This window comes from Streptomyces sp. NBC_01142, assembly GCF_026341125.1.
In the GTDB taxonomy this organism is placed as follows: domain Bacteria; phylum Actinomycetota; class Actinomycetes; order Streptomycetales; family Streptomycetaceae; genus Streptomyces.
Map to the genome: position 1 here is coordinate 874,535 of NZ_JAPEOR010000001.1, position 21,883 is coordinate 896,417.

General features: G+C 69.8%; 24 protein-coding genes and 1 pseudogene. 12 read left to right on the top strand and 13 right to left on the bottom strand.

From position 1 onward, the window contains the following. The first annotated feature begins 92 nt into the window (after positions 1-92). Positions 93-617, top strand: coding sequence for a DUF4245 domain-containing protein (locus tag OG883_RS04205; RefSeq protein ID WP_266535149.1), 525 nt, complete (start codon positions 93-95; stop codon positions 615-617). 267 nt (positions 618-884) lie between these two features. Here OG883_RS04205 and OG883_RS04210 read toward each other — a convergent pair whose 3' ends face one another. From OG883_RS04210 to OG883_RS04225, 4 genes are all read right to left on the bottom strand, one after another. Further along, on the bottom strand, positions 885-1,475 hold the full coding sequence (locus tag OG883_RS04210) for a malonic semialdehyde reductase (RefSeq protein WP_266535151.1): 591 nt from the start codon (positions 1,473-1,475) through the stop codon (positions 885-887). Positions 1,476-1,633: 158 nt separating this feature from the next. After that, a complete protein-coding gene (locus OG883_RS04215) occupies positions 1,634-1,870 on the bottom strand; it encodes an exodeoxyribonuclease VII small subunit (RefSeq protein ID WP_266535154.1) in 237 nt (78 codons plus the stop codon). Between the two features lie 10 nt (positions 1,871-1,880). Next, the gene (gene xseA / locus OG883_RS04220) at positions 1,881-3,095 is read right to left on the bottom strand and encodes an exodeoxyribonuclease VII large subunit (RefSeq protein WP_266535156.1); all 1,215 of its coding nucleotides are present in this window, start codon (positions 3,093-3,095) and stop codon (positions 1,881-1,883) included. Between the two features lie 57 nt (positions 3,096-3,152). Further along, positions 3,153-4,526 carry an APC family permease gene (locus tag OG883_RS04225; RefSeq protein WP_266535159.1) on the bottom strand — a complete coding sequence of 458 codons (1,374 nt, stop codon included), beginning with the start codon at positions 4,524-4,526 and terminating at the stop codon, positions 3,153-3,155. An 85-nt stretch (positions 4,527-4,611) separates the two neighbouring features. Here OG883_RS04225 and OG883_RS04230 point away from each other — a divergent pair, with 85 nt between their 5' ends. Beyond that, on the top strand, positions 4,612-5,607 hold the full coding sequence (locus OG883_RS04230; protein WP_266535162.1) for a 4-hydroxy-3-methylbut-2-enyl diphosphate reductase: 996 nt from the start codon (positions 4,612-4,614) through the stop codon (positions 5,605-5,607). Between the two features lie 50 nt (positions 5,608-5,657). After that, positions 5,658-6,398: a polyphosphate--glucose phosphotransferase gene (gene ppgK, locus OG883_RS04235; RefSeq protein ID WP_266535164.1), complete on the top strand. Its 741-nt coding sequence runs from the start codon at positions 5,658-5,660 to the stop codon at positions 6,396-6,398. A gap of 57 nt (positions 6,399-6,455) precedes the next feature. On the opposite strand, the gene OG883_RS04240 is transcribed toward ppgK, so the two are convergent. Beyond that, positions 6,456-7,025 carry a DUF6542 domain-containing protein gene (locus OG883_RS04240; RefSeq protein WP_266535167.1) on the bottom strand — a complete coding sequence of 190 codons (570 nt, stop codon included), beginning with the start codon at positions 7,023-7,025 and terminating at the stop codon, positions 6,456-6,458. Positions 7,026-7,210: 185 nt separating this feature from the next. Between OG883_RS04240 and ychF the strand changes: the two genes are divergently transcribed. The 3 genes from ychF (at position 7,211) to OG883_RS04255 (ending at position 8,985) form a co-directional block, all read left to right on the top strand. Further along, entirely contained in the window at positions 7,211-8,299 is a 1,089-nt protein-coding gene (gene ychF, locus OG883_RS04245; RefSeq protein ID WP_266535169.1) for a redox-regulated ATPase YchF, read from the top strand. A gap of 156 nt (positions 8,300-8,455) precedes the next feature. After that, positions 8,456-8,734, top strand: coding sequence for a type II toxin-antitoxin system Phd/YefM family antitoxin (locus OG883_RS04250; RefSeq protein ID WP_266535172.1), 279 nt, complete (start codon positions 8,456-8,458; stop codon positions 8,732-8,734). Next, the gene (locus OG883_RS04255; RefSeq protein WP_266535175.1) at positions 8,731-8,985 is read left to right on the top strand and encodes a Txe/YoeB family addiction module toxin; all 255 of its coding nucleotides are present in this window, start codon (positions 8,731-8,733) and stop codon (positions 8,983-8,985) included. The genes OG883_RS04250 and OG883_RS04255 overlap by 4 nt, the downstream gene beginning before the upstream one ends. Here the strand turns inward: OG883_RS04255 and OG883_RS04260 are convergent. Both OG883_RS04260 and OG883_RS04265 read right to left on the bottom strand, forming a co-directional pair. Beyond that, the gene (locus OG883_RS04260; protein ID WP_323180921.1) at positions 8,939-9,946 is read right to left on the bottom strand and encodes a restriction endonuclease; all 1,008 of its coding nucleotides are present in this window, start codon (positions 9,944-9,946) and stop codon (positions 8,939-8,941) included. The genes OG883_RS04255 and OG883_RS04260 overlap by 47 nt on opposite strands. Further along, positions 9,844-10,425, bottom strand: coding sequence for a Uma2 family endonuclease (locus OG883_RS04265; RefSeq protein WP_266535178.1), 582 nt, complete (start codon positions 10,423-10,425; stop codon positions 9,844-9,846). The genes OG883_RS04260 and OG883_RS04265 overlap by 103 nt, the downstream gene beginning before the upstream one ends. A gap of 68 nt (positions 10,426-10,493) precedes the next feature. Here OG883_RS04265 and OG883_RS04270 point away from each other — a divergent pair, with 68 nt between their 5' ends. After that, on the top strand, positions 10,494-10,679 hold the full coding sequence (locus tag OG883_RS04270; protein WP_266535187.1) for a hypothetical protein: 186 nt from the start codon (positions 10,494-10,496) through the stop codon (positions 10,677-10,679). Positions 10,680-10,869: 190 nt separating this feature from the next. Beyond that, positions 10,870-11,240: pseudogene (locus OG883_RS04275) on the top strand (aldo/keto reductase); the annotation flags it as partial. An 87-nt stretch (positions 11,241-11,327) separates the two neighbouring features. On the opposite strand, the gene OG883_RS04280 reads toward OG883_RS04275, so the two are convergent. Beyond that, positions 11,328-11,942: an antibiotic biosynthesis monooxygenase gene (locus OG883_RS04280; protein ID WP_266535190.1), complete on the bottom strand. Its 615-nt coding sequence runs from the start codon at positions 11,940-11,942 to the stop codon at positions 11,328-11,330. A 200-nt stretch (positions 11,943-12,142) separates the two neighbouring features. Then, a complete protein-coding gene (locus OG883_RS04285) occupies positions 12,143-13,186 on the bottom strand; it encodes an SMP-30/gluconolactonase/LRE family protein (protein WP_266535193.1) in 1,044 nt (347 codons plus the stop codon). A gap of 77 nt (positions 13,187-13,263) precedes the next feature. On the opposite strand from OG883_RS04285, the gene OG883_RS04290 reads away from it, so the two are divergent. Continuing rightward, positions 13,264-13,707: a MarR family winged helix-turn-helix transcriptional regulator gene (locus OG883_RS04290; protein ID WP_266535196.1), complete on the top strand. Its 444-nt coding sequence runs from the start codon at positions 13,264-13,266 to the stop codon at positions 13,705-13,707. 117 nt (positions 13,708-13,824) lie between these two features. Here the strand turns inward: OG883_RS04290 and OG883_RS04295 are convergent, their stop codons facing one another. Beyond that, a complete protein-coding gene (locus tag OG883_RS04295) occupies positions 13,825-14,526 on the bottom strand; it encodes an SDR family oxidoreductase (protein ID WP_266535199.1) in 702 nt (233 codons plus the stop codon). A 176-nt stretch (positions 14,527-14,702) separates the two neighbouring features. After that, positions 14,703-15,941 carry an MFS transporter gene (locus OG883_RS04300; protein ID WP_266535202.1) on the bottom strand — a complete coding sequence of 413 codons (1,239 nt, stop codon included), beginning with the start codon at positions 15,939-15,941 and terminating at the stop codon, positions 14,703-14,705. Positions 15,942-16,055: 114 nt separating this feature from the next. Here OG883_RS04300 and OG883_RS04305 point away from each other — a divergent pair, with 114 nt between their 5' ends. Then, entirely contained in the window at positions 16,056-16,562 is a 507-nt protein-coding gene (locus OG883_RS04305) for a MarR family winged helix-turn-helix transcriptional regulator (protein ID WP_266535205.1), read from the top strand. 235 nt (positions 16,563-16,797) lie between these two features. Here the strand turns inward: OG883_RS04305 and OG883_RS04310 are convergent, their stop codons facing one another. Next, positions 16,798-17,895, bottom strand: coding sequence for a threonine synthase (locus tag OG883_RS04310; protein WP_266535208.1), 1,098 nt, complete (start codon positions 17,893-17,895; stop codon positions 16,798-16,800). Positions 17,896-18,084: 189 nt separating this feature from the next. Between OG883_RS04310 and OG883_RS04315 the strand changes: the two genes are divergently transcribed. Beyond that, positions 18,085-19,656 carry a S8 family peptidase gene (locus OG883_RS04315; RefSeq protein WP_266535211.1) on the top strand — a complete coding sequence of 524 codons (1,572 nt, stop codon included), beginning with the start codon at positions 18,085-18,087 and terminating at the stop codon, positions 19,654-19,656. 244 nt (positions 19,657-19,900) lie between these two features. Here OG883_RS04315 and OG883_RS04320 read toward each other — a convergent pair whose 3' ends face one another. Next, complete coding sequence (locus OG883_RS04320) at positions 19,901-21,094, bottom strand: serpin family protein (RefSeq protein ID WP_266535214.1); 1,194 nt, start codon at positions 21,092-21,094, stop codon at positions 19,901-19,903. 72 nt (positions 21,095-21,166) lie between these two features. Between OG883_RS04320 and OG883_RS04325 the strand changes: the two genes are divergently transcribed. Further along, positions 21,167-21,865 (top strand): DUF4190 domain-containing protein, encoded by a 699-nt coding sequence (locus tag OG883_RS04325; protein ID WP_266535216.1) that lies wholly within the window; start codon positions 21,167-21,169, stop codon positions 21,863-21,865. Positions 21,866-21,883 lie beyond the last annotated feature (18 nt).

The following is a 21,883-nucleotide window of genomic DNA, read 5'->3' on the forward strand; positions in this document are numbered from 1 at the left end:
ATGAAGAGGGTGGTCAGACTCTATCGGTACGTCGACAAATTGAGCAGAGGGGGCCACGTTTGAGCACGCCGCCTTGATGCGACCATGGGGGCGTGGCAGGTATGCGAGGCAGACAGACGGTGCGGGACATGGTGCTGTCGATGGCGTTGATCGGCGCCGTCGTCGCAGGGGTCTACATGTTCATTCCGCACGATGACAAGGCAGACCCCATCAAGGCGGTCGACTACCGGGTGGAGCTGCTGACGGCGCGGCGCGCGGCGCCGTACCCGGTGGCGGCGCCGGAGGGGCTGGCGAAGGAGTGGAAGCCGACCTCGGTCTCGTACAGCCGCGCGGAGGACGACGCCTGGCATCTGGGCTTCCTGGACCCGGACGGCGAGTACGTCGCCGTCGAGCAGTCCACGGCGCCCCCCGAGAAGTACATTGCGAAGGTCAGCCAGGAGGCCCGGGAGACCGACAAGACCCAGCAGGTGGCCGGCGAGACCTGGAAGCGCTGGGAGGGGCCGAAGTACGACGCCCTGGTGCGCGAGGACAAGGGATCGACGACGGTGATCACGGGAACGGCGTCGCCGGAGCGGCTGGCGGAGATGGTGGCCGCGCTGGAGGCGCGCCGGAAGTAGCCGGCGGCGAACAGCCCGAGCGTGTTCCGGGCGGATCCTGTGCAGTTGTACGCGGATCCTGTGCAGTTGTACCGGGTCCGTTCGGCGCGTGGCGTGGTGTTCGTGTCGCAGCGGTCGAACACGGACCGGACGCCGGTGCCTGGCGGACGCGGTGGTGAACGCGACGACGGCCCCGGAGCGCGGTGCGCTCCGGGGCCGTCGTGCGGTTGTCCTCGCCTGCTGCGGGCTGCCCGTGCCTGAGCCGGCCGTGCCTCGGGCGGTCGTGCCTCAGACGGTCGTGATGACCTCGTCGAACGACAGGCGCGGGGAGCGCGGGAACCAGGCGTCGTCGCCCGGCTTGCCGATGTTGATGACCATCAGCGGGGTGTGGTCGTCGTCCAGGAATTCCTTCTGGACGCCCGCGAAGTCGAAACCGGTCATCGGGCCGGCGGCCAGGCCGGCGGCGCGGACGCCGACGATGAAGTACGCGGCCTGCAGCGCGGCGTTGAGACCGGCGGCCTCCTCACGGGCCGGACGCTCCTGGAAGAAGATGTCCTTGGCCTGCGGGAAGTGCGGGAGCAGGGCCGGGAGCTCCTCGTGGAACTCGTTGTCGGCGGCGAGGATCGCGACCAGCGGAGCGGAGGCGGTCTTCGGCTGGTTGCCCTCGGCCATGTGGGACACCAGGCGCTCGCGGGCCTCGGGGGAGCGGACCAGGACGACGCGCAGCGGGCTCTGGTTGAAGGCGGTCGGGCCGAACTTGATCAGGTCGTAGATCGCCTGGACCTGCTCCTCGGTCACCGGCTCGTCGGTGAACGTGTTGGCGGTACGGGCCTCGCGGAAGAGGAGGTCCTGGGCGGCGGAGTCAAGAACGAGAGACATGCGGGCGTACCTTCCGGAACATGCAGGGGATCTTTACGACGGGTGCAACCGTAACCGGGTAGATTAAATTTCAACTACACGGGCACAGTGACCCGGATCACAGCAGGCGACGCGGAGCAGGCACGGCGGCACCCGCTCGGCACCCGCTCGGCCCTCGCTCAGTCCCCGGCAGGCCCGGCGGACTCGGTCTCGCCCTCGGACAGCGCCGCATCGAGCCTGGCGCGCGCACCCTCGAGCCAGTGGCGGCACACCTTCGCCAGCTCCTCGCCCCGCTCCCACAGGGCCAGCGACTCCTCGAGCGTCGTGCCCCCCGCCTCCAGGCGGCGTACGACCTCGATCAGCTCGTCCCGTGCCTGCTCGTAACCGAGCGCAGCCTCTTCCGTCTTGGCAGCCATGCGATCCACCCTATGTGCGCGGTACGACAACGACGTGCAGCTCACCCTCCGAGACCCGCGCCCGCAGACCGTCGCCCTCTGCGACGTCCTCCGGCGAGCGCACGACTGCCCCGTCGGTCCGCTGCAGCACCGCGTACCCCCGCTCCAGCGTCGCCGCCGGCGACAGCGAGACCACACGCGCCCGGGTGTGCGCCAGCTCCGAGTCCGCGCGGTCCAGCAGATGCCCCAGCACCCGCCGGCTGCGCGCGATCAGCGCGTCGACCTCGGCCTCGCGCTGGTCCACCATCCGCTGCGGGTGCTCCATCACCGGCCGGGCCAGCGCATGGGCCAGCCCGCGCTCCTCCCGGTCGAGCAGCCCCTGGACGGTGCGCAGCGCGCGGTCCCGCAGCTGCCGCACCCGGTCCAGCTCCTCGCCGACATCCGGGACGACCTTCTTCGCCGCGTCCGTCGGTGTCGACGCCCGCAGGTCGGCCACCAGATCGAGCAGCGGCGCGTCCGGCTCGTGCCCGATCGCCGACACCACGGGCGTACGGCACTCGGACACTGTCCGCACCAGCTGCTCGTCCGAGAACGGCAGCAGATCCTCCACGCTGCCCCCGCCGCGCGCCACGATGATCACGTCCACGTCCGGGAGTTCGTCCAGCTCCTTGACCGCCTGGACGACCTGGGCCACTGCATGGACGCCCTGCACCGCCACATTGCGCACCTCGAAGCGGACGGCCGGCCATCGCCGCCGCGCGTTCTCCAGGACGTCGCGTTCGGCCGCCGACGCCCGCCCGCACACCAGCCCCACCCGGTGCGGCAGGAACGGCAGCGACTTCTTCCGCTCGACGGCGAACAGCCCCTCCGCGCCCAGGGTCCGCTTCAACTGCTCCAGCCGCGCGAGCAGTTCACCGATGCCCACCGGCCTTATCTCCACAGCGCGCAGCGACAGCTGCCCCCGCGGGGCGTACCACTCCGGCTTGGCGTGCACCACGACCCGGGCGCCCTCCGCCACCACATCCGCGACCGCGTCGAAGACCTGCCGGAAGCAGGTGACGCTCACCGAGATGTCGTACGACGGGTCGCGCAGCGTCATGAACACGACCCCGGCACCCGGGCGCCGCGACAGCTGGGTGATCTGCCCCTCCACCCAGACGACCCCGAGCCGGTCGATCCACCCTCCGATGAGCCGTGACACCTCGCCGACCGGCAGGGGAGCTTCCGCGGACGTGTTGAGAGCCATACGGGCGAGCGTATCGGCCGCGTACGACAACGCCCCCCACCCGCCCCGGCCCGTCGGCTAGCCCGAATCGCCGCGCCGCCCCCACTGCACCGAGAGCACGACCAGCCCCACCCCCAGCCACGCCACACCCACCACCTGCGCCGACCCGGCCGCCTCCCAGATCACCGCGATCGTCACCATCGCGCCCAGCACCGGCACCACCAGATGCCGCAGCCAGTCCGGGTCGCCCTCACTCCGCTTCACCACGAACCAGCCGATCACGCTCGCGTGCAGGAGCGTGAACGCCGTCAGCGCCCCGATGTCGACCACCGACACCAGATGATCCAGCCCGTCGCCGCGCCGTGCCGCCCACACCGCCGCCACCATCGTCACCGCCGCGGCCAGCAGCAGCGCCCGGCGCGGTACGCCCGAATCCGTACGGGACAGAACGCGCGGCAGCCTCCGGTCGCGCGCCATCGCGAAGAGCAGCCTGCCCGCGGCCGCCTGCCCGGCCAGCGCCGCGAACGCCGCCCCGATCGCCTTGCTCAGCGCCACCAGATCGTGCAGCCAGCCCCCGACGGAGGCGTCCACCGCGTCGTAGAACGCAGATCCCTGCTTCACGGGCTCCGCGGCCAGCTGCGCCGACGACAGCGGCTCGAGCAGCGCCACCAGATAGGTCTGCGCCACGAACAGCACACCGGCGAGGCCCAGACACAACAGCACCGCCCTGGCCACCTTCCGTGAGCCGCCTGTCGCCTCCTCCGCGAAGGAGGCGACCGCGTCGAAGCCGAGATACGACAGCACCGCCACCGACACCGCGCCGAGCACCGCCGCCATGGAGAAGGCGCGCGCCCCGTCACCGGTGAACGGCGAGAGCCAGCCCCGCTGCGCCCCGTCCTGGGCCAGCACCACCACCGCCGACACCACGAACACCAGCAGCACCACGATCTCCATCGCGAGCACCGCGAAGCCGACCCGGGCCGCCGCCCGTACGCCCCACAGATTCAGCGCGGTGGTGATCACCACCGCGATCCCGGTCCACACCCACCGGTCGACGGACGGCACCAGCGCCTCCATCGCGATCCCGGAGAAGAGATACGCGACGGCCGGGATCAGCAGATAGTCGAGCATCGCCATCCATCCGGCGATGAAACCGGGACCGTCACCCAGCCCCTTGCGCGCGTAGGTGTAGACCGAGCCTGCCTGCGGAGCGACCCGCACCATCTGGGCGTAGCTCAACGCGGTGAAGGCCATCGCGATCGTGGCGACGACGTAGACGAGCGCCACCGCGCCGTGCGACCTGGCGTCGAGTGTGCCGAAGATGCCGACGGGCGCCATGGGAGCGATGAACAGCAGACCGTAGACGACGAGATCACGGAAGCCGAGCGTCCGCCGCAGACCGCCGCCGCTGCCGTCCCCCGCCTGCGGCTGGGGCGCTTGAGCTGCGGTCATCGCGTCCCTCCATCGATGGGTAGCTCGCGTACCGCTCAGTCTCCGCCCGGCGGGTGATCTCTCGCCTCTTCTGGGCGGCCTTACGATGGGACGCATGACTGCTACGACTCCTGCCCGACGCGTCCTGCTCGCCGCTCCCCGTGGCTACTGCGCGGGCGTGGACCGTGCCGTGATCGCCGTGGAGAAAGCCCTGGAGCAGTACGGGTCGCCGATCTACGTCCGCCACGAGATCGTTCACAACAAGTACGTCGTCCAGACCCTGGAGAAGAAGGGCGCGATCTTCGTCGACGAGACGGCGGAGGTCCCCGAGGGGTCGATCGTGATGTTCTCCGCGCACGGCGTGGCCCCCGTCGTCCATGAGGAGGCCGCCGAGCGCAAGCTCGCGACCATCGACGCGACCTGCCCGCTGGTGACCAAGGTCCACAAGGAAGCCGTCCGCTTCGCCGACGAGGACTACGACATCCTGCTGATCGGCCACGACGGCCACGAGGAAGTCATCGGCACCTCCGGCGAGGCCCCCGACCACATCACGCTCGTCGACGGCCCCGAAGACGTTGCGAACGTCTCCGTACGGGACGAGTCCAAGGTGGTCTGGCTCTCCCAGACCACGCTCTCGGTCGACGAGACGATGGAAACGGTCGACGCCCTCAAGACCAAGTTCCCGCAGCTGATCTCCCCGCCGAGCGACGACATCTGCTACGCCACGCAGAACCGCCAGATCGCGGTCAAGCAGATGGGCACGGAGGCGGACCTCGTCATCGTGGTCGGCTCCAAGAACTCCTCGAACTCCGTCCGCCTGGTCGAGGTGGCGCTGGGCGCCGGCGCCCGCGACGCCCATCTGGTGGACTACGCATCGGAGATCGACGAGGCCTGGCTGGAGGGTGTGTCGACGGTCGGCGTCACCTCCGGTGCGTCCGTCCCCGAGGTGCTGGTCGAGGGCGTGCTGGAGTGGCTGTCGCAGCGCGGTTTCGAGGATGTGGAGATCGTCAAGGCGGCCGAGGAGTCCATCGTCTTCTCGCTGCCCAAGGAGCTCCGCCGCGATCTGCGGGCGGAGGCGGCGGAGCTTTCCGGGAAGCAGTGACCGGGCTTTCCGGGAAGTGACTGTCAGCGGCTGCCCGTAACGTTGTGTCCATGAACGTGTTCGGAGTGGACATCGGCGGATCCGGCATCAAGGGTGCTCCCGTGGATCTGGAGCGCGGCGACCTGGCGCAGGAGCGCCACAAAGTCCTGACCCCGCATCCGGCGACGCCGGATGGCGTGGCCGAGGGCGTCGCCGAGGTGGTCGGGAACTTCGGGTGGTCGGGCCCGGTCGGCATCACCTTCCCCGGCGTGGTCACGGGCGGCGTCACACGGACCGCGGCCAATGTCGACAAGGGCTGGGTCGACGTGGACGCGGCGAATCTTCTGGGGGACCGCCTCGGGGGCCTGCCCGTCACCGTTCTCAATGACGCGGACGCGGCGGGCATCGCGGAGATGACGTTCGGGGCGGGCCGCGGCCGCAAGGGCACGGTGATCCTTCTGACGTTCGGTACGGGCATCGGCAGTGCGCTCTTCATCGACGGCCGGCTGGTCCCCAACACCGAGCTGGGCCATCTCGAGCTGCACGGCCACGAGGCGGAGAAGCGCGCGTCGACGAAGGTCAAGGACGACGAGGACCTGAGCTGGCACCAGTGGGCGCACCGGGTGCAGAAGTATCTGGCGCATGTGGAGATGCTGTTCTCGCCGGAGCTGTTCATCGTCGGCGGCGGCGTGAGCCGGAAGGCGGAGAAGTTCCTGCCGCTGATCGAGGACATCAGGGCGGAGATCGTCCCGGCGGAACTGCAGAACAACGCGGGAATCGTGGGAGCGGCGATGGCGGCGGCGGACCGCTAGCGGACATCGCGCGGGTCCCGGGCGGGCCGGGCGCATGCGCCCGGCGGCCAGGCCGCCTCAGCCCCGGCGCCCCGGTCCGGGGCGAGTGCGCCGCCGGCGGCGCCCCATCATCCGTACCTTCCGTACGCACGTGATGAGCCCGGCGATCAGCGTCCCGCCGTACAGCCAGCCCGCGTGCACGGCGAGCGCGGTGACCACGGCCATCGCCTGCCCGCCGAAGCCACCGGACCCGCCGGAGACCGGCACGATCCCGACGGTGAAGGCGATCGGCACGCCGATCGGCGCGGTGACCAGGTCGGCCTCCCGTACCCACAGTGCGGTGAGCGCGCTGACGGACAGGAACAGAAGCCCGTAGACGAGGGCCGAACCGTCGAGGAGCAGCCGGTCCAGCAAGCCGAGCGCGAGCATCGTCGCGGACCCGAAGAGCCCGGCCCCTAGCCCGGTCAGCCGGGGGTTGGGCAGTCTGCGCAGCGCGAGCACGACGGGCGGCGCCGCGGGCGCGCGCCGTGCCGGCACCCGGTACACGGGGACCTCGGCGAGCGCGCCCTGCGGGGGGACGCCCGGAGGGGAAAGAGGGGCCTGCGGCCGCTGCCGGCGCTGATGGGGACCTGCCCTGTGCTGCTCCACCCGAACAACGTAGGTCGCGAGAGGGGAGGAATCAGGCACGGGACACGCCCTTTGAGTGACCTTGGCGTTGAGTTCGACTCACGGCTCACGTCGTTGCCCGGCTCGGCCCGCCCGTAAACTGGGGGATCGGCCCACCTCCGGGCCGTACGGCCATCAGCCAGACCTCACTCCAGGAAGTCGCCAACGTGTCGCTCACGATCGGAATCGTCGGCCTGCCGAATGTCGGCAAGTCGACCCTGTTCAACGCCCTGACCAAGAACGACGTGCTGGCGGCCAACTACCCGTTCGCCACCATCGAGCCGAACGTCGGCGTCGTCGGCGTCCCGGACGCCCGCCTCGCCACCCTGGCCGAGATCTTCGGCTCGCAGCGGATCCTCCCGGCGACGGTCGACTTCGTCGACATCGCCGGCATCGTGCGCGGCGCGAGCGAGGGCGAGGGCCTGGGCAACAAGTTCCTGGCGAACATCCGTGAGTCCGACGCGATCTGCCAGGTCATCCGCGCCTTCAAGGACGAGAACGTCGTCCATGTCGACGGCAAGGTCTCGCCCAAGGACGACATCGAGACGATCAACACCGAGCTGATCCTCGCCGACCTGCAGTCCGTGGAGAAGGCGGTCCCGCGCCTGACGAAGGAGTCCCGCCTCCAGAAGGACAAGATCGCGGTCCTGGCGGCGGTCGAGGAGGCCCAGAAGATCCTCGAGGCGGGCCAGACGCTCTTCGCCGCGGGCATCACCGCGGGTACGGAGAAGGGCAGGCTCCTGCACGAGCTGCACCTGCTGACCACCAAGCCGTTCCTGTACGTCTTCAACGTCGACGAGGACGAGCTGGTCGACGAGGACTTCAAGAACGAGCAGCGCGCACTGGTCGCGCCGGCCGAGGCGATCTTCCTCAACGCCAAGATCGAGTCCGAGCTGATCGAACTCGACGACGACGAGGCGCTCGAGCTCCTCCAGTCGATGGGCCAGGAGGAGCCGGGCCTGGCCACCCTGGGCCGCGTCGGCTTCGACACGCTCGGCCTGCAGACCTACCTGACGGCAGGCCCGAAGGAAACCCGCGCCTGGACCATCAAGAAGGGCGCGACGGCTCCCGAGGCGGCCGGTGTGATCCACACCGACTTCCAGAAGGGCTTCATCAAGGCCGAGGTCATCTCCTTCGCCGAACTGGTGGAGACGGGCTCGGTGGCAGAGGCCCGCGCCAAGGGCAAGGCGCGCATGGAGGGCAAGGACTACGTGATGCAGGACGGCGACGTGGTGGAGTTCCGCTTCAACGTGTGAGCGGATGAAAGAACACCACGTTGGTGTCCTGGCAAACATGCAGGTCAGATGGGGTCGGCTCTTCCGGGAGCCGACCCCTTGCCGTTTTCCGTGCTGGGTTTGAGGCGACTCTCAGTGGTACGTTATTCCGTACCACTTGATGTAGGGAGTCAGCCCATGTCCATAACTGCGAGCGAAGCCCGCAAGGCTCTCTTTCCGCTGATCAAGAAGGTCAACGACGATCACGAGGCCATCGAGATCGTCTCCAAGCATGGCAACGCCGTGCTCGTCTCGGCCGAGGACTACGCGGCGCTGCGCGAGGGCTCGTATCTCCTGCGCTCGCCTGCGAACGCGCGGCGACTGCTCAAGGCGTACGAGAACGCTCTGAGCAACATCAATGTGTCGGAGCGCGAGCTGATCGATCCGGATGCGGCGGATCCTGCGGGTGCCGCGTGAGGCTTGTCTTCGAGGATCAGGGCTGGGAGGACTACACGTCCTGGCTCAAGAACGACCGCAAGATACTCACTCGGATCAACAGGCTGATCGAGGACGTCAAGCGTGATCCCTTCACGGGGATCGGCAAGCCCGAGCCACTCAAGTACCACTTGCCGGGGGCGTGGTCGAGACGGATCGATGACGAGCACCGCCTTGTCTATCTGGTCACCGACAAGGAGGTCGTGATCCTCGCGGCTCGCTATCACTACTAGACGCTGGGGCGTCCGTGCTACGGGCCGCACAGAGGTGCCTCAGTGCGGCTTGGTCAAATTTGGCCGCATCCAAGCCTGGTGGACTCCTGTCTGCCAGGCTTGCGGACCTCAAAACTGCAGTTGCCGTGTCTTCCGGAGCAGCCCGGTTCCTGGGCCACCCCGGTGATAGGCGCGGTGAGAGTGAGTGAACGTCTACCTCGTGCCGGGACGGGCGGGGAGCGAACTCCTTACGCAAGGCATAGATGATGTTCTCGACGCTGATGTACCCCTCGTCGACGGGGTCCTCGTCCACGGCTTCCTGGGAGGCCAGGTCAATGATCCTGCGCATCAGCAGCGAGCGCCGCTCCAGCGCCTGGTACCGCTCGTCCAGATCGTCGCCGAACGTGTCGATGCGGGAGAAGGCGTCCCGCAACTCGGTGAGGGGCATCGGGTTTCGCGAGTGGCGGTCGAGGAAGGTGGTGAGGTCCTCGATGCGCAGCAGGATGACCTCGTTCTCCACCGCCCAGTTCTTGAGCCGTGGAGCGAATTCCGGACCCACGACGACAACGTGATCGGCCTTGTGCTTGCGCTTGTGGTCGCGTAGCGCGTCGAACTTAACGCTGGATTCAGCGACTTGGCCGTTCCCGGAGCTCTTGGCGTCCACGATGATCCGGTATTGCTCCTTCGTAGCCAGCTGCGCGATGGCGAGGACGTCCGTGCGCCCCGATCCACCAAGGTGCTCGGTCTGGAACCCGAGGAAGGTGAAGGCGCGGCCGACAGCCTCCTCGAACTCTCGGCTGTCAGTCCCGACATTGCCGTGCTGCCGCAGCTGGACGATGACTGCCTCGGGCAGGGAAGAACGAGCACCTGTCGTAGCGGTCAGCTGGGCCGGCCCGGCGCGAGCTTGTCCAGATCGAGGCTGATCTCGAACGGCAGGGGCCGCTGGAGCGCATGGCGGAAGATCCCTGTCGGCGCGTACGATCCGGTCGGCTCGTCGAGCTCATAGACGTGCACAGCCGGGACGGTGTCCTCATCCTTGATGCACCAGTAGTGACCGATACCGGCCTCGGCGTACTTGCGCAGCTTGACGGTCCGGTCGCGATGAGCGGACTCCGGCGAGACGACCTCGATGACGAGCAGGACGTCCTCCGGGGCGAACCAGGTGCGGTCTGCGGCATACGGGGCCGTGGTCAGAAGCACGTCCGGCTCTGGGCGGTTGCGGGCGTCGAGGCGGATGGTCATCTCCCGCTCGATTTCGATGCCGTCTGGGGCCTGAGCCATGAGCGCCACGGTGAGACCAGTGACGAGGCGGCCGTGCCACGACCGCTGCGGGACCATCCCGAAGACGAGTGCTCCGTCGATGAGCTCGGTGTGGCGAGGTGCCTCGGGGAGGCGGTCCAGGTCCTCCGCGAACCAGCCTTCCGCGCGTGGCGGGCGCATCCAGTCGGGCAGTGCGGTCATGAGTCAACCCTAGCGATTGCGGCCGTCAAGAGGTTGCGTTGTGCTGCTGATCCATAATCGGCGCATGGATGCCGTCGGGACTAGCGGCCGCCTCGCTGCTGGTGCCCGAAGGTGCTGCCACCGAGAACGACATCACGGTGTCCGACGTCGGGGACTACCTCGCGCACGACGAGTGGGAAATGGCGCTCGATCTGCTGGAGGAGCTGGGCGACGAATGGACGGCGCTCGGGCTCCGGTGCGCCTCCTGTCCCTGACCCCGGCGCGGTGGAGGCACCTTGTCCAGGGCGACCGGATCACGCGGTACGAGACCGGGATGACCGGCGGGAGGTCGGCGATCCTGGAGGTGCATCCTCCAGAGGTGCAGGGAGAACTCGCTCCACGGTGCCGACTTGGTAAACATGCAGGTCAGATGGGGTCGTTTCTCCGGGAACGACTGGCGAGCCGAAGCAGGAGGGGAAAATCCGCCTGTTCGGCGTCTCCGTCAAACGACCACCAGCCCGACAAGGCGCTCGCACTCGTCCGCAGCGGCGCCGTGGACAGCGTGCAGGTCATCTACAACGTCTTCGACTCAACGTCTTCGACCAGGCGCCCGCGGACGCGCTGCTGCCGGCCTGTGAGGAGCACCGCGTCGGTGTCATCGTGCATGTGGCGCTGGACAAGGGCGGCCTCACCGGTCGGCGGTCTCCACCGTCATCCCCGGAATGCGCACCGTACGCAACGTCGAGCGCAACACGGCCCTGAGCGACGGGCGTCCGCTCACCGCCGACCAGCTCGCCGTGCTGGCCGAACACCGGTGGCAGCGCAACTTCTACGCCCGATCCGCGAGTGCCATTGCCGGGGGCGGGATGACGCGGTTCACCCCGCGTGCGGCCTGGTCGAGTGGTTCGAGTCTCCTCGGGTCGTCAGGAAGGCGGCACCGCCGTGGCCAGGACCACCTCGAATTCCTCGAGGCTCCGTGTGGTCACGCGCGCCTTCGCATTGGCCTCGCCCCGCAACGCCGCGACGGCACCCCTGGATGCCGCCAGCGCGTGGTGATCGGTGTAGAGCACGCCCACGGCGGCTCGGCCCTTGGTGCGGTCGATGAGCAGTGACGTGCCCGCCAATCCTGGGATGGTCCGGAGCTTGGGCAGTGTGGTGTTCCGGAACGTCTCCACCAGCAGGTCGACGTCGGACGGCTCGACCTCCATACGAACCCACCGGAACGATGCACCGGGCCCGAGCGCCTCCGCCCGGTGGGCGACCGCCGCCTCCCAGTTGTCGATTGTCACGGTCTGCGCGAAGGGTGCCAACAGCTCCACGCGCCGCTCGCGAAGGCTGTGGTCACTGTCCTGCCGGGACTTTTCGTCCTCCCACCACGATCCCACCAGGAGCTTGCCGAGCTCGCGGTCGACGAACAAGCCCGTGCCGCGGTAGCCCGGCTGGTCCGACAGCAGCTGGCGCCCTTCGGTGCGGATCGCATCGGCCGCGCCGTCGAGCTGGGCCGGATCACCTGTGACGTAGATGGTGCGAACGTACATAGCGCCCTTTCCTGCCATCCGGCTGCCCATCTGCGATGGCGCTGTGCCGGGCACTGGGCGAGCCCCGGGTGGGCTCGTGTCCCGCACTCCATGCGACGGCCGGGGCGGGTGGGAAGCAACGCGGCCGGGGCGTTCGGGTGACTGCCGGGCCGGCCCTGCCGGGCCGGACTCCGTCGCGAGTCCGGCCCTCCGCTTCGTGGTCAGATTCCGTCGACGGCGGCGACGGTGAACGGGGTCTGCGGGGTCCCCGGGCCCATCGGGCCGCCCTTGTCGAACTGCGAGCGGACCACCAGCAGGCGCCCGCCCCGGCGGACCAGGGTGGTGGGGATCTGCAGTGCCTCGTCGGTGATCCGGCGTTCCACGCGGGCCCGGGTGCCGTCGCCCGAGAGGTGCCAGCGGCTGATCGTATTGCTGGCGTTGTGCGCTGCCCAGAGCGTGCCGTGGCGCAGTTCGAGGCCGTCCGCGTGCCGCAGGTCGCCGCCGTGCAGGGCGACTTCACGGGTCCTGCCCGAGGCCAGGTCGACCCGGTAGAGGCCGCCGCCGTTCATGTCGACCGTCAGCACGTAGCGGCCCGACGGGTCGGCGACGATGCCGTTGAGGGCGAAGGTGTCACGGGCGTCCGGCGCGACCGCGGCGGAGACGTCGAAGCGGGCGGTGAGCGTGGCCTGCCCGGTGCCCGCCGCGGCCCGCGCCAGCTGGGCCGGGGTGACGCGGTAGACAACGGCGCGCACGCTGTCGGTCAGATAGGCGCTGCCGTCCGGGGCGATGGCGAGGTCGTTGACGAAGGACGCCGCCTCGCCGGGCACGTCGAAGCGGGCGAGCAGCCTGCGTTCGCGGATGTCGTACACCGCCACGCCCGCGGTGGAGTCGGTGACCCACAGCCGGCCGGCGCGGTCCACCTTCAAGCCGTTGGCGGTGGCCCGTCCGTCCGTGCCGGCGGGCAGAAACACCTGCGCGGTGCGGTGGCCCGGGGTGATCCGGTAGACCGCCCCGGTGGCGTACGACCCCACGTACACATCTCCGGTCCGCGGGTCTGCGGCGATGCCCTCCGGGTACACCCGGTCGCCGGGAAGTTGGTAGGCGGTACGGATCCGGGCCTGCGCGCTCTCCTGGACCTGGGGGCCGGGCTGCGGGGGAGCCGCCTGCGCCGCGTGGGCGAGCGGCAGGACGGTGGCCAGGGCAAGGGCCGCGACGGCCACGGGATGGTGCCGGAAGGAACGGGGCATGGTGCCTCTCTCGCTCATTGATTGAGTACGAACTGTAGTTAGAGCTCTAATAATCGTCAAGGTTCTAATGATGGTGTGGTCGCTACGATGCGTGGATGACGTCCATGCCCGCCGCCGAGCGACTCGGCTCGCATCTCAAGCGCGCCGAACAGGCCCTCAACGCGACCAAGCACGCTGCGCTCAGGCCGGCCGGGCTGACCGTCCCGCAGTACGCCGCTCTGCTGCTCCTCTCGGAGAGTCCCGGTATCTCCGCCGCCGCGCTGTCACGGGCGTGCGGGGTCACGCCCCCGACCATGAACACGGTGCTGAAGAACCTCCAGGCGCGCGGCCTGATCGAGCGCACCCCGCACGAGTGGCACAAGAACGTCCTGGAGGCCCGCCTGACGGAGGAGGGCAAGGCCGTCATGGCCGACGCGGACGCCAGGGCCATCCGGGTCGAGCGTGCCCTCGCGGACGAGTTCACCCAGGAGGAGCGAGAGTCGCTCGTCGCCCTGCTGGGCCGCTGCGTCGGCCTTCTCGAATCGGTCAGGCCCGCATAGGAAAAGCCCGCACAGGAAAAGCCCGCATAGGAAAAGCCCGCACAGGAAAAGCCCGCCGACCTGCTCCTGGCCTGGGCCTGGGCGGTCGGCGGGCTCTTTCGGTCCGTCGATTTGCGGCTACACGGGCTGGCCGATCGGCCTGATGATCACGTTGTTGATGTCGACACCGCCCGGCTGGTTGATCGCCCATACGACGGAGTCGGCGATCTGGTCGGCGGTCAGCAGGATTCCGTCGGGGAGCCCGCCCATCCCCTCCCAGAACGGGGTCTCCACGCGCCCCGGGGCGATCAGGGTCACGCCCACGCCGTCACCCGTCACCATGCGGCGGGTGTTCTCGGCGAGGCCCGTCACCGCCCACTTGGTCGCCCCGTAGATATTGCCCGGGGTGTGGACGAAGCCCGCGACGCTGCCGACGAGGACGATCCGGCCGCGGGTCTCCTTCAGGGCGGGCAGGGCGGCCCTGATGAGCAGCGCCGGGCCGAGCACGTTCGTCAGGACCATCTCGCGCCAGCCGGTCGGGTCCCCGTCGGCGAGGGTGTCATGGGTGGCGAAACCGGCGTTGGCGACGACCGTGTCCAGTCGCCCGAATTCCTGCACGGTGGCATCGACGGCCGACTGGACCGCGTCGTGGTCGGCGGCGTCTCCGGGGAGCGTCAACAGGCCTTCCGGCTTGCCGAGTTCCTCCGCGAACCGGCGGAGACGGTCGTTGCTGCGCCCGGTGATCGTCACCCGGTGGCCCTGGTCCAGCAGCTGCCGGGCCGTTGCCGCCCCGATGCCGCTGCCACCGCCGGTGATCAGAGTGACAGGAGAGTCGGTCATGCGTGCCCCCAGAATCGTGTGACGGCGTCGGGGCGGGGCCCGTCGGGCAGGCCAACTGCCCTTGCCGTGGCGGGATTCCATCACTTGGAGCGCACTCGATGTCAATGCCGATCAATGCCGATCCGTGCCACTCCGTCGGCAGTGGCGATCAGGCCATAGCGATCAGGCGGCGGTGATCAAGCCAGGGTGATCAGGGCTGCGATCGCCGGGCCGAACGCCCCGCCCAACTGGTAGCAGAGGCTGAACAGGCCAATCGTGGTGGGTCGTTGGGAGTCCGGGGCGGCCTGCGTGGCGTACACCGCGAGGGTCGCCTGGCCCGCCGAGGTCGTGAAGACGGCCATGGCGGCGACCAGCAGGAGCAGCGGCGCCCACGGTGTCAGTGCCGCGGTCAGCGGGGCCAGGGCGCCGAGCGTGAGCAGGATCGTCAGGACCTTCGGGCGGCTCATCCGGGCGGAGGCCGTGGCCAGCAGCCAGGAGAGCAGGGAGCCCGTCAGCAGGGCGATGAGCTGGCCGGTGCCGATGGCCGAGGTCGACCAGTCGGTGCGGTCGGCCAGGAGCTGGGGGACCGAGAACAGGAGAGTGAAGTACGACGTCGCGAACACGCAGGCCAGCAGCGCGGAGAGCGCGAACGCCCGGGTGCGCAGCAGCGCGGCGGGGACGAAGCCGTCCGGGCGGGAGCGGACATGCGCGGTGAGGAGCCCGGCGGCGACGAGTGCCGCGACGGCCGCCGGCAACGGGAAGTGCGGGACGAAGACCAGGGCCGTCGCGAGCGCGACCAGCAGGGACGCGCCGCGGGTGTCGAAGGGGCCCGGCCGGGGCGCGAGGGTCGCGGGCGGGGCCGAGCGGAGTACGGCGGGGACCGCCAGCAGGGCCAGTGCGGAGACGGTGAGCGAGACGCGCCAGGAGAGTGCCCCCGCGAGCAGTGAGCCGAGCAGCGGGCCGACCGCGCCGAGTATGCCGAAGCCCGCGGTGATGACGCCCATCCGGCGGACCGAGCCCGCCAGGCTCATCGCGGAGGTGACCAGGCCCGCGCCGCCGACCGCCTGGGCCGCGCGGCCCGGGAGGGCAAGGGGCAGCCACGGCGCCAGAGCCACCAGCAGGGTGCCGGCCAGCACCAGTGCCGTACTGACATGGAGTGTCGTACGCAGTCCGCGGCGGCGCAGCAGGCCCGCCATCAGTGGGGTGCCGACCGCCATGGCCCACGCGAAGGTCGTGACGAACCAGGTCGCCGTCGCCGTACGGACGCCGAACGAGCCGGCCATGTCCGGCAGGATCAGTACGGGGCTGTTCGCACCCGCCGCGATCGGCGTGGCCAGCAACGCCAGCCACAGGGCCGGGACTCGGGGGGCCGGGGTGGCTCCGGTGGAACGGGCGGTGGCGGGGTGCCCGTGTGCCTGGGGGGAGCGGACGAGCATGGGACACTCCTGTCGTTCAGGCTTGATAATCTCAACGTTGAGATTAAAAGCAGCCCGCTTCTCTCAGCGTCAAGTCTCTTAACGTTGAGAATGCTTTCGTTGAAGGGAATCCGGATGAGTGACGCGGTGGACGCGATCATCGACCAGTGGGTCGCCGAGCGCCCCGACCTGGAAGAAGACCTCTGGCCGGTCCAGGTGCTCGGCCGGCTTCAGCGGCTGGGTCGCGTCCTCGACAAGGAGTTCAGGTCCTTCGCCGCCAAGCGCGGCCTGGAGCTTGGTGAGTTCGACGTGCTGACCACGCTGCAGCGCTCCGGGCCGCCGTACCGGCTGACTGCGGGGTCGCTCCTCAAGGCCGCCATGGTGACGTCCGGCGCGATCACCAACCGCATCGACCGCATGGAGGCCAAGGGACTGGTCGAGCGGGTCCGTGACGACGAGGACCGGCGCACGGTCAAGATCCAGCTCACCGAGCACGGCCACGACATCACTCGCGAGTACATGGCCGCCCATCTCGCCAACGAGGCGCGCATGCTCGGGGAGCTGGACCGCGAGGAGTGCGAACAGCTCGCCGGATCCCTGCGCAAGCTGCTCGAATCCCTCGGGGACCGCTCGATCAGGTGACCGGGACGGCCTCGGACGCTGCTCGATCGCTGACCGGGGGGCATCGGGGACTGCTCGATCGGCCGACCGGGCCGAGTTCGGCAATCGCTCGATCGGCTGCCACGACCGACCTCGCCGACCCGACCGGCCTCGCCGAGCCGGTCGGCATCGCCGCTGCGGCCTGCCTCGCCGGCCCGGTCGGCCGGCAACTCCCTTACGCCCGCGGCATGGTTGCCGGCCTCCCCGGCGCCCCGCCCTAAGCCTGGGGTGCCATGCCCGTCTTGAGGCCCGCGCCGCAGAGCGGTACGACGGCGGTGCGATCGGTCCACCCGCCCGCCGCCGCCCAGCAGGCCACCCCGGTCGACTCGACGAACAGCCCCCGCCCCGCCAGATCCAGCTGAGCCGCCCGGATCTGATTCTCCGTCACTGTCAGGAAGGTGCCGCCGGACTCGCGCACGGCCCGCAGGACCTGGCGGGCTCGCGGCGGCTTCGGGATGGCGATGCCCTCGGCGAGGGTCGGCAGGGGCGGCGCGTTGTCGTCGAGCAGGCGGTCGGAGCCGGCGTGGAAGGCCGCGGCCAGTGGGGAGGCCGCCTCGGCCTGCACGGCGATCAGGGCGGGGAGTTCGTCGATCAGTCCGTGGGCGTGCAGTTCTCCGAGGGCGAGCGACGCGCCGAGGAGCAGCGTGCCGTTGCCGACCGGGACGACGATCGCCTCGGGGAGCCGGCCGCCCAGGTCCTCCCACAGCTCGTACACGTAGGTCTTCGTGCCGTGCAGGAAGTACGGATTGTAGACATGACTCGCGTAGAAGGTGCCGGGTTCCTCGGCGGCCGTACGGGCAGCGACGGCGGTGGCCTCGCGATCGCCGGGGACGAGCTCCAGACGCGCGCCGTGCGCCCGGATCTGCTCCACCTTCTTGGCGGACGTGTCCGCGGGGACGTACACCGTGCAGTCGAGACCTGCCCGCGCGCAGTACGCGGCGATCGCCGTGCCCGCGTTCCCGCTGCTGTCCGCGATGACCCGACGCGGCTGCAGCCTGCGGGCGAGCTCCGCCAGCATCACCGCGCCGCGGTCCTTGAAGGAGAGCGTCGGCATCAGGAAGTCGAGCTTGGCGGAGACGGTGTCGGTGAGCGGGACGAGCGGAGTGCGGCCCTCGCCGAGGGAGGTGGCGGGAGAGGAGAGCGGCAGTGCCTCTTCGTAGCGCCACAGTGAATTCACTCTGCCCGGCAGGGACTTGAGGGAAACCGGAGAAGCGGTGAAGTCCAGGTCCCAGGGGCCGCGGCAGCGGGGGCAGCACCAGGCGGCCGCGTCAACGGGGGAGTGGGTACCGCAGTTGGGGCAGTTGTACGAGCTCATGGTTCACCAGCATGGCAGTTGTGTGGCACACGTGTTACGTCCCTTCCAGGGCCCTTGTGTGATTCCTATGGATCCGTCAATCTTTCGCTCGGCAGGCGGACATGGCCGTCGCGGACTCTGCGTCGTTGTTGTCATGGGCCTGCCGGTATCCCCCACAGCAACGCACCACCAATGAGGAGGACCCCTCACATGTCAGTGATGCGTACCTCGCGGCGAAGACTCGCCGCAGCCAGCGCAACAGCCGTCGTCGCGCTCTCGCTCGGTGCGGCCTCCGCCCTCCCGGCCGCAGCGGTCCCGGTGGCGCCTGCGGGCGTCATCCAGAACGCGGGCGCGCCCGGAGCCATCGCGGGCAGCTACATCGTCACGCTCGACGAGTCCGCGGCCGCCGGCTCCAAGGCGGGCAAGGCGCTTGCGGCGGAGTACGGCGCGAAGATCAAGAAGACGTACAAGGCCGCGCTGAACGGCTACGCCGTCGAGCTCTCCGCGGCGCAGGCGAAGAAGTTCGCCGCGGACCCGGCCGTCGAGTCCGTCGTGCAGAACCGCGTCTTCAAGGTCTCGGGCACCCAGCCGAACCCGCCTTCCTGGGGTTTGGACCGGATCGACCAGAAGACCCTGCCGCTGAACCAGAGTTACACCTACCCGGACTCCGCGGGCTCGGGCGTGACGGCGTACGTCATCGACACCGGCGTACGCATCACCCACAGCGACTTCGGCGGCCGGGCGTCGTACGGCTATGACGCCATCGACAACGACAACACGGCGCAGGACGGCCACGGTCACGGCACGCACGTCGCCGCCACCGTCGCCGGGTCCTCCTACGGCGTGGCCAAGAAGGCCAAGGTCGTCGGCGTCCGCGTGCTCGACGACGGAGGCTCGGGCACGACCGCGCAGGTCGTCGCCGGCATCGACTGGGTGACCCAGAACGCCGTCAAGCCGGCCGTCGCCAACATGAGCCTGGGCGGCGGTGCCGACCCCGCCCTCGACACGGCGGTACGCAACTCCATCGCCTCCGGCATCACCTACGCCGTGGCCGCGGGCAACGAGTCGACCAACGCCGCCACCAAGTCGCCCGCCCGCGTCACCGAGGCGATCACCGTCGGCGCCACGACGAGCACGGACGCCAAGGCGAGCTACTCCAACTACGGCAACGTGCTGGACATCTTCGCCCCGGGCTCCTCCATCACCTCCGCCTGGAACACCAGCGACAGCGCGACGAACACCATCTCCGGCACGTCGATGGCGTCCCCGCACGTCGCCGGCGCCGCAGCCCTCTACCTGGCCGACAACCCCGCCTCCACCCCGGCGCAGGTGTCGACCGCCCTGGTCAACGCCGCCACGCCCAATGTGGTGGGCAGCCCGGGCACCGGCTCGCCCAACCGCCTGCTGTACGTCGGCGGCGGCGGCACCACGCCGCCGGGCAAGAAGTTCGAGAACACCGCGGACTACGCGATCAACGACAACGCCACCGCCGAGTCGCCGGTCACCGTCAGCGGAGTCACCGGGAACGCGCCCGCCTCGCTGAGCGTGCCGGTCGACATCAAGCACACGTACATCGGTGACCTGAAGATCGACCTGATCGCCCCGGACGGCACGGCCTACAACCTCAAGGCCTACGGCACCGGCGGCAGCGCGGACAACGTGATCACCACCTACACCGTGAACGCGTCGTCGGAGGCTGCCAACGGCACCTGGAAGCTGCGGGTCAGCGACAACGCGCGGTACGACACCGGGAAGATCGACTCCTGGGGTCTGCAGTTCTGAAACCCCTCAGGTCCGATCTCTGAGTGAGTGAATGGGAGGGGGCGGCCGCCTCGGCGGCCGTCCCCTTCACCGTTCTCGTTCACCGTTCTCGTTCACCGTTCCTGTTCTCCCTTCTTGCGCTGTCAGCCGAGCAGGCGAGAGGCTGCTGGAGCCGGAGCACGACGCCGTCCGGTCCACGCTGTGCACAGCAGTACCTCGACAGGCGCGGCCGGATTGACCGCGAGCCCCTCCAGAACAACGGTCATCAGTCCTCGTCCCGGTACGGCGTCGGCTCGGCGACCCAGCCTGCTGTCAGAACCAGTCGTGAAGTCCTGTGCACGGCGAGGAAGCCGAAGGGCCGGTCGAACACGGCGTCCACCTCGACGGCCCGGTACCGGAACTCCGGTACCCCTGCGCCCGCGGCCCCCAGCGCCGTCACGCTTGCCGCCCGGAATCCGAGCGCGCCGAACGTCGCCGTGGACGACTGGCGTGCGGACCGGATCGCCAGTGGCTCAGGGCTGACGCCGGGGAAGTGACCGTGGCTCCGGTCTCTGGCAGCGGCCAGGCCGAAGAGCCGGTCCCGTTCCAGCAGATCGTGGTCGGCGGTCAGCGAGAAGGGCGAGGTCGTGAGGTGGAGCCGCGGCGGGGTGGGGAACAGCGCGCGGACGACGCTCTTGGTCAGGCCCGGGCCCACCGCGCCGTACGGGAGCCGGTCGGCCGGGACCGCCGTGTACCGGCCCGCGAGGACGTCGATACCGGTGGCGAGGACGCTCGCCGGCGCCGACTCCGGCTCCCCGAGCAGCAGATGGACATCGATGCCGGTGTTGCCGAGCACCTTGGCCACCGTTACCGCACCGGTGGGGGTGTCGGCCACGCCGACTCGGTCGAGCAGTGAGGTGGTGCGCATCAGCGAGCTCAGCTCGCGTGCGGCCCAGGGCCCCGGCCCCGCACACATCACGCCTTCGGTGAAGGGCCGGAACCACTCCGTACGCAGCGCCAGCGCACTCGCCAGCACCAGTTCCGTCTCGTCGTCGAGGACAACCGGCAGCGCTTCGATCTGCCCGCCCGTCCGCTCCGCGGCCCAGGCGTCCAGCGCCGCGCGGTCGGTGTCCTCGTCGCCGGAGAGCCGCGCATGCGCGCCCGGCGGCAGCGCGGCGGCCCACTTCTCGTGCAGCGGCAGTGACTTCTTCGTCCACAGGCCCAGTGCCGCGTCCACGCCCCGCATCGCACCGAGCGCGGCCAGCAGCCCCCGGGCCGCTCCGGCGGCTTCGGCCGCGGGCAGGCCCACCGCCTCCCCCAGTTCGCGGCGGGCCGCGCCGCCCGCGCCGTCCGCGAGGAGAGCGAGCAGTGGCCAGACCCCGGCCGCCGAGAAGACCGTGCCGCCCGGCCGCTCGTCCTGCCGAGCCCACTGTGCCGTCAGGTGGTTCACGGCCCGTACCGCAGCTGCTGCCGGCTGCATTCCGTCCTCCGTCGCGCTACACATATGATCCGCACGCCTGTTCGTGTGATCCCGACGAGGAGCAACGTACCCGTGCACCCATCCGCCCAGAGCTGGCAGCCGTATCCGCAGTACGCCCGCAGACCGTCCGTGAACGGCCTGTCCGTCGCCTCTCTCGTACTCGGCATCGTGTGCTGTCTGCCGCCGCTCGGGCTGGTGCTCGGACTGATAGCCCTCTCGCAGATCAAGAGGAAGGGCGACCGCGGCAAGGGCATGGCGGTCGCGGGCATCGTGCTCTCCTCGATCAGCACCCTCCTGGTGCTCGTCGGACTCGCCACCGGCGGGATCGGCGACGCCTGGGACGGCTTCCGGAAGGGCATGGGTGAGGCGTCGCGCTCGCGCAGCACGCTCGACCTGCACAAGGGCGACTGCTTCAACGTCCCCGGCGACGAGCTGGAGCAGGAGACCGCGTCCGTCAGGGTCGTCGACTGCGCCAAGGAGCACGACGCCGAGGTCACCGGGGCCTTCAGGCTGGAGAAGTCCGACACCTGGCCCGGCGAGGCGGCTGTCGAACCGGTGGCCGAGAAGCGCTGCACGGAGATCAACAACGCCTACGCGACGGACGCCTCCGCCGTGCCGGACAGCGCGGAGATCTACTACTACATGCCGAGCGAACGCAGTTGGCGCCTGGGGGACCGCTCGGTGACCTGCGCCTTCGCCGTCACGGAAGGAAAGCTCAAGGGCTCCGTACGGTCCGGAGGCATCCCGTCGGCGGATGGGACCGGCCCCTGAGCCACCGAAGGCCCGGGG